The following is a 636-nucleotide window of genomic DNA, read 5'->3' on the forward strand; positions in this document are numbered from 1 at the left end:
TCAGCGGCACATTCATTATGGGAACGATGAAAGTTAGCGCGTTGCATTACTTGCCATTCGCCTTTTTCTCGATTCTTGCACCTGTCTTTACAATATTAGGCGGTTTTTTATTGAATCGTCGACGTGTAAAAAATTGAAGGAAGGAAAAAAGAGGCTGGGACAGAAGCGTTTAACTCCAAGAAATAAGAAGAAATTCACGAAAATTGCTTTTCAAATTTTTGTGAATTTCAGCTTATTTCCGAAGGAGTTGCTTCTGCTTCCGCCGTTTATACGTGTTTAGAGCGTGAGACTAAAGTGTTCTTTACTTTTGTCTCACGCTCTTTTTTTGTTATATTCGTCTTTTCAGATCTTTCTCATGGACCATTCATTCAACTAAACATCGGTAGTTGAACATCTAATGTTCCAGTCTCTTTTATAAACGATTCAATACTTCATCCACATTTTTGATCATCACAGATATCGTACCATCCGGATTATTCACAAATTCAATCAAATCTGGGTTGCGATATACATCGACTGGTACAATCAGTTCGATTCCGTTTGATAGTTTAAATTTTTGTTTTCCAAATTTTTTCTCAGAAATTTCTTGTACTTCTTTTACAGGAGGTGCTTCTGGGACAAATCCTTGCTCTTGTA

Annotated in this window: 1 protein-coding gene; it reads right to left on the bottom strand. The window is 36.5% G+C overall.

The window, feature by feature from the left end:
* Nucleotides 1-412: 412 nt before the first annotated feature.
* A partial coding sequence (locus ACFFUV_RS23570; RefSeq protein WP_390198401.1) for a nucleoid-associated protein occupies nucleotides 413-636 on the bottom strand: 224 nt, incomplete at its 5' end.

The organism is Vibrio olivae (genome assembly GCF_042428525.1).
GTDB lineage: Bacteria > Pseudomonadota > Gammaproteobacteria > Enterobacterales > Vibrionaceae > Vibrio > Vibrio olivae.